At 72.6% G+C, this 6,522-nt stretch carries 3 protein-coding genes; all 3 read left to right on the forward strand.

What is annotated here, in order from left to right:
• Positions 1 to 24 precede the first annotated feature (24 nt).
• From ACFWBT_RS22310 to ACFWBT_RS22320, 3 genes are read left to right on the forward strand one after another with little or no spacing between them, the layout of a single operon-like run.
• Positions 25 to 1,257 carry a glycosyl hydrolase gene (locus ACFWBT_RS22310; RefSeq protein ID WP_385702997.1) on the forward strand — a complete coding sequence of 411 codons (1,233 nt, stop codon included), beginning with the start codon at positions 25 to 27 and terminating at the stop codon, positions 1,255 to 1,257.
• Positions 1,258 to 1,299: 42 nt separating this feature from the next.
• Positions 1,300 to 3,324 (forward strand): endo-beta-N-acetylglucosaminidase, encoded by a 2,025-nt coding sequence (locus ACFWBT_RS22315; protein WP_385703000.1) that lies wholly within the window; start codon positions 1,300 to 1,302, stop codon positions 3,322 to 3,324.
• A gap of 35 nt (positions 3,325 to 3,359) precedes the next feature.
• Positions 3,360 to 6,377: an alpha-mannosidase gene (locus ACFWBT_RS22320; protein WP_385703003.1), complete on the forward strand. Its 3,018-nt coding sequence runs from the start codon at positions 3,360 to 3,362 to the stop codon at positions 6,375 to 6,377.
• The last annotated feature ends 145 nt before the right edge of the window (positions 6,378 to 6,522 follow it).

A 6,522-nucleotide genomic window follows, 5' to 3' on the forward strand; every position in this document is an offset into this window, starting at 1 on the left:
ACCTCCGATTCGCGAGGATCCCGTATGCCTCCTGCCGTGCGCTTCGGCGTCAACTACACCCCGAGTGCCGGGTGGTTCCACCACTGGCTCGACTTCGACCTGGACTCCGTGCGCGCCGATCTCGACTCCGTCGCCGCGCTCGGCCTGGACCACATCCGGGTCTTCCCGCTGTGGCCCTACTTCCAGCCCAACCGGACGCTGATCCGCCCGCGGGCCGTCGAACAGCTCGTCGCGCTCGCCGACGCGGCCGGTGAGCGGGGACTCGACGTCAACGTGGACGGCCTGCAAGGACATCTGTCGAGCTTCGACTTCCTGCCGGCCTGGACGCGGACCTGGCACCGGCGGAACATCTTCACCGACCCGGACGTGGTCGACGGGGAGGCGGAGTACCTGCGCACCCTGGCCGCCGCCCTCGCCGACCGGCCGAACTTCATCGGCATGACGATCGGCAACGAGGTCAACCAGTTCGCGGCCGGGCCGCACCCCGACCCGGACCGCGTCACCGCCGACCAGGCCGAGGCGTGGCTGCGGCGCCTGCTGGCCGCCTGCGAGGAGGGCGCCCCGGGCAAGGCGCATCTGCACGCCTCGTACGACGCCGCCTGGTACCAGGACGACCAGCCGTTCACGCCCGGTCACTCGGCCCGGCTCGGCGCGATGACCGCCGTGCACTCATGGGTGTTCAACGGAACGGCACAGCGTCACGGCCGCACCGGCGTCGCCACCGAGCATCACGCCGCCTACCTGATCGAGCTGTCCAAGGCCTGGGCGGACGACCCGCACCGGCCGGTCTGGCTCCAGGAGGTCGGCGCCCCGGCCCCGCTGATCCCCGCCGAGCACGCGGCCGCCTTCACCGAGGCGACCGTCGCGGCCGCCCTGGACTGCCCCGACCTGTGGGGCGTGACTTGGTGGTGCTCGCACGACGTCAGCCGCGACCTCGCCGACTTCCCCGAACTCGAATACAGCCTAGGCCTGTTGACGAGCGACCGGCGGACCAAGCCAGCCGGGGAGGCCATCGCGAGGATCGTCAAGGAGGGCCGTACGGGCGCACCCGCCGCGCGCACCACCGCGCTGGCCGTCGACACCGCGCCGGGCCGTTCGGTCTGCGCGCCGGGCGGACCCGTCTTCGAGGCCTTCGCCCGGCTGACCGCCGACGGGGTCCGCCCCACCACTGTCCTCGCGAGCCGCGCCGCCGACCGGGAACACCTCGCCGCACGCGGCATCACCGAGGTCGTCACACCGGGTCAGGTCACCGCTTGACCCCAGCACCGTAGTCCGTCCCCCAACGATACGGAGCACACCGTGAACCTCAGCAGACGCACCGTCCTGCTCGCCGGAGCCGGCGCCGCCGCCGGACTCCTCCCCGGCCTGCCCGGCACGGCCGCGGCGGCCGGCCGCGACCTCCAGCCGTACGCCTCCTACTGGTACCCCGACTCGCTGCCCTCGGGCACCCCCGGCACGGGTGTCACCTGGCGCAGCCTGAAGGCATGGAGCGCCGCCGGCGACACGGACCTGGCCTTCAACGCCGCCACCGTGCCGCTCGCCACCCGCTTCACCCCGGTGCCCGCTAACACCACGGCCCGCTCCGGCCAGGCCCGCGTCCAGTCCCTGGTCTCCTTCGGACCCACCTCGGCCAACCCCTCCCAGGGCGCGGCCACCGCCGACTACTACGCGCTCACCCACTGGGCGTACGTCGACGAACTCGTCTTCTGGGGCGGCTCGTCGGGCGAGGGGCTGATCCTCGCGCCCAACGCGCCGATCGTGGACGCCGCCCACCGCCACGGCGTACCCGTGCTCGGCAATGTGTTCCTGCCGCCCGTCGCCTACGGCGGCCAGCTGCAGTGGACCCGCGACCTGGTCCAGAAGGACTCCGCCGGGCACTTCCCGCTGGCCGCGCGACTCGTCGCGGTCGCCGCCGCGTACGGCTTCGACGGCTGGTTCATCAACGCCGAGACCGGCGGCGGGAACGCCGCGCTCGCCGCCGACATGCTCGGCTTCCTGCGCGAGCTGAAGGCACTCGGTGCGGCCGAGGGGCAGCGCGTCACCTGGTACGACTCGATGACCGTGAACGGCACGGTGAACTGGCAGGGGGCGTTGAACAACCAGAACAAGACCTTCTTCCAGGCCGCCGACTCGATGTTCCTCGACTTCCGCTGGTCCCGGAGCAGCCTCGCCTCCTCCGGGACGACCGCTCAGCAACTCGGCCGCGACCGGTACGAGTTGTGGGCCGGAGTCGACGTCGAGGCCAACGGCACGAACGCCTCCGTGAACTGGGATGCCATCGTGCCGACGACCACGGCGCACGTCACCTCCATCGGCTTCTACCGGCCCGAGTGGACCCGCAACCACCTTCCCGCGAGCCGCACACCCGGCGACTTCCACGCCGCCGACGACGCGTTCTGGACCGGCGCGTCCCTCGACCCCGCGCGACCCGACCCGACGGCGCGATGGCGGGCGCCCGCCGTCTCCGTCGCCGACCGCTCCACGGTCACCTCCCTCCCCTTCGCGACCGCCTTCAACACCGGCCACGGCCTGAAGTGGTACGAGGACGGCAGCGTGACCTCCGACGCCGCCTGGAACCATCTCGGTCTCCAGGACCGGCTGCCCTCCCGCCGCTGGGTGGTCCGCACCACCGGCCGACGCCCCACGGTGGCCTTCGACTTCGCGGACGCCTGGCGCGGCGGCAGCAGCCTCCTGGTCTCCGGCGACCTCGACGCGCCGGCCACTCTGGACCTGTACGCGACGCGCCTCCCGCTCGGCCCGGACACGGTCGTCGAGCTGACCCACCGCACCGACACGGGCGACGCGTCCCTGGAACTCGCCGTCGCCACGGCCGACCCGGACGCGGCCGGCGGGGCGCCCCCGTACACCTACTTCCCGCTGGCGTCGGGCGGCGGCTGGGGGACCTCCACCGTGCCGCTCACCGGGCTGTCGGGGACCGTCCGGGCCCTCGGCGTCCGGCTGACCGGGGCCGGAGCCCCGGTGCGCTGGCGGCTCGGAGGACTCGCCGTCCGGGACGCGGTCGTGACCCCCGACGCGCCCACCGGCCTGCGGATCACCGACGCCGACGGCGGCAGCCTGCGGCTCGCCTGGGAGGCAGCCCCCGGCCCGGTCGGCGAGGAAGTGGCGTCGGCCGTACGCCACTACGAGCTGTACCGGATCCTTCCCGACGGCACGCGCCGCTTCCTCGGCGGAACCTGCCAGCGCGCCTTCCACGTCGGCGGTCTCGCCCCCGAGCAGGGCGAGGCGGCCGCGCGCTTCGAACTGCGGTCGGTGGGGGAGCTGTTCACCGTCTCGACCCCCGCGACGACCACCCACACCTGGTAGCCCGCACCTTCACCCTCACCCCACGGAGCACTCACATGCATGACGACCGCACGCTGGTCGAAGCCCGCCTCAAGCGCGTCCTGGACGAACGCATCCGTCCGGCCGTGTACCCCGAGTCCGTGCCGCTGGAGGTGGCGGTGTGGAACGCGCCGGGCGAGCCCGTCCCGGTCGACGAAGGCCTCGCCGCCACGCCGGAACCGATCGAGGTGGGCGCGCGCTGGGGTGCTCCGTGGGGCACCAGCTGGTTCCGGGTGACCGGGACCGTTCCCCGGGCATGGGCCGGCCGGACGGTGGAGGCCCTGCTCGACCTCGGCTTCGACGAGAACATGCCCGGCTTCCAGTGCGAGGGACTCGTCTACCGGCCCGACGGCACCCCCGTGAAGGGCCTCAACCCTCGCAATCAGTGGGTGCGGATCGGCGCCCCGGTCGAGGGCGGCGAACAGGTCCGGCTGCACATCGAGGCCGCCTCCAACCCGGTGATCCTCGACTACCACCCCTTCCTGCCCACCCGGTTGGGAGACAAGGAGACGGCGGGCAGCGAGCCGCAGTACCGGCTGGAGCGGATGGACCTCGCCGTCTTCGACGAGACCGTGTGGCAGCTCGTCAACGACCTGGAGGTCCTCGGCGAGCTGATGGCCGAGCTCCCGGTGGAGTCCGCGCGGCGCTGGGACATCCTGCGCGCGGTGGAGCGGGCCCTGGACGCGGTGGAACTCCAGGACGTCAACGGCACCGCGGACGCGGCGCGTTCACGGCTCCGGGACGTCCTGGCGGCGCCCGCCGTGCCGTCGGCCCACCGGATCAGCGCCGTCGGCCACGCGCACATCGACTCCGCCTGGTTGTGGCCGCTGCGCGAGACCGTCCGCAAGGTGGCCCGGACCACGTCCAACATGACCGCGCTCCTGGAGGCCGAGCCCGACTTCGTCTTCGCCATGTCCCAGGCCCAGCAATGGGCCTGGGTGCGGGACCACCGGCCCGAGGTGTGGGCCCGGGTGAAGAAGGCGGTGGCCGACGGGCGGTTCGTGCCCGCCGGAGGCATGTGGGTCGAGTCGGACACCAACATGCCGGGCTCGGAGGCGATGGCCCGTCAGTTCGTGCACGGCAAGCGCTTCTTCCTCGACGAGTTCGGTGTCGAGAACGACGAGGCCTGGCTGCCCGACACCTTCGGCTTCGCCGCCGGACTCCCGCAGATCATCAAGGCGGCCGGCTCCAAGTGGCTGCTGACACAGAAGATCTCGTGGTCGCAGACCAACAGGTTCCCCCACCACACCTTCCGGTGGGAGGGCATCGACGGTACCCGGATCTTCACGCACTTCCCGCCCGTCGACACCTACAACTGCTCGATGAAGGGCAGCGAGATCGCCCACGCGGCGAACAACTTCAAGGACAAGGGCGTCGCCCGGCACTCCCTCGCCCCCACCGGCTGGGGCGACGGAGGCGGCGGCACCACACGCGAGATGATCGCCAAGGCGGCCCGGCTGCGCGACCTCGAAGGCTCGGCGACCGTGGTGTGGGAGACCCCCGAGGACTTCTTCCGCAAGGCCGAGGCCGAATACCCCGACGCGCCCGTGTGGGTCGGCGAGCTCTACCTGGAGCTGCACCGCGCCACCCTCACCAGTCAGGCGAAGACCAAGCAGGGCAACCGGCGCAGCGAGCACCTCCTGCGGGAGGCCGAACTCTGGGCTGCGACCGCCGCCGTGCGCACCGGATTCCCCTACCCGTACGCGGAGTTGGACCGGCTCTGGAAGACCGTACTGCTCCACCAGTTCCACGACATCCTGCCCGGTTCCTCCATCGCCTGGGTCCACCGGGAGGCCCGGCGGACCTATGAGCGGGTCGCCGAGGAACTGGGCGCCGTCATCGACGCCGCCCAGCAGGCGCTGGCCGGCGACGGCTCGACGGCGCTGGTGTTCAACTCCGCACCGCACGGCAGGGACGGGGTCCCGGCGGGCGGCGCCGCCGCGCCGCGCGTCGCCGGGGAGGTGGGACTCGCCCCGCGTACCGGCGGAGGCCACGTCCTCGACAACGGCCTGCTGCGCGTGGAGATCGACGAGCGGGGACTCGTGGTCTCGGCGTACGACCTGGAGGCGGAACGGGAGACGGTCGCGCCCGGCCGGGCCGCCAATCTGCTCCAGATCCACCCCGACTTCCCGAACATGTGGGACGCCTGGGACGTCGACGAGTTCTACCGCAACACGGTCACCGACCTGGTCGAGGCGGACGAGATCGCGCCCGCCGAGGACGGCGCGTCGGTCCGGATCGTACGGTCCTTCGGGGCGTCGCGGGTCACCCAGGTGCTGTCGCTGGCCCCGGGGGAGCGGCGGCTCGGCATCGACACCGAGGTGGACTGGCACGAGACCGAGAAGTTCCTGAAGCTCGCCTTCCCGCTCGACGTGCACGCCGAACGGTACGCGTCCGAGACCCAGTTCGGGCACTTCCACCGGCCCACGCACACCAACACCTCATGGGAGTCCGCCAAGTTCGAGGCGTGCAACCACCGTTTCGTGCACATCGAGGAACCGGGATGGGGTGTCGCCCTGGTCAACGACTCGACGTACGGCCACGACGTCACCCGCGCCGTGCGGGACAGCGACTCCGGTACGACCACCACCGTGCGTGTCTCGCTGCTGCGCGCCCCGCGTTTCCCCGACCCGGAGACCGACCAGGGCGTGCACCGCTTCCGGCACGCGCTCGTACCGGGCGCCGCCATCGGGGACGCGGTGCGCGAGGGCTGGCGGATCAACCTGCCGGAGCGGCGGGTGAGCGGTGCACGCGAGGTCGCGCCGCTGGTCACCGTCGACCAGGACGCGGTCGTCGTGACGGCGGTGAAGCTGGCCGACGACGGCAGCGGCGATGTGGTCGTCCGCTTCCACGAGTCGCGTGGCGGCCGCACGAAGGCCACGCTGACGGCCGGCTTCGAGGTAGGGGAGGTCACCGTGACGGACCTGCTGGAGCGGCCGCTCACGGACGCCGCGTCCCCGACGCGCGACGGCGACCGGATCAGCCTGCGGCTGCGCCCGTTCGAGCTGGTGACGCTCCGACTCACGCGCGGCTGACCGAGGCCCCGGCTGTCGTGGTGACGGCCCGGCCGGGCCTCGTGACAGGCGAGCCTCCGTGCAGCCGGCCGCGTCCGGCCCTACAGGGCCCGGTCCCCACAGGCCCCGGCCCGATGAGGCCGGTTCCGCCGGACCGGCCCCATGG

The sequence above is a fragment of the Streptomyces sp. NPDC060027 genome (assembly GCF_042737005.1).
Lineage (GTDB): Bacteria > Actinomycetota > Actinomycetes > Streptomycetales > Streptomycetaceae > Streptomyces.

Excerpts from the sequence above, each read along its gene's own strand:
- ACFWBT_RS22310 (WP_385702997.1), top strand. The coding sequence starts at position 25 with ATGCCTCCTGCCGTGCGCTTCGGCGTCAACTACACCCCGAGTGCCGGG.
- ACFWBT_RS22320 (WP_385703003.1), top strand. The coding sequence starts at position 3,360 with ATGCATGACGACCGCACGCTGGTCGAAGCCCGCCTCAAGCGCGTCCTG.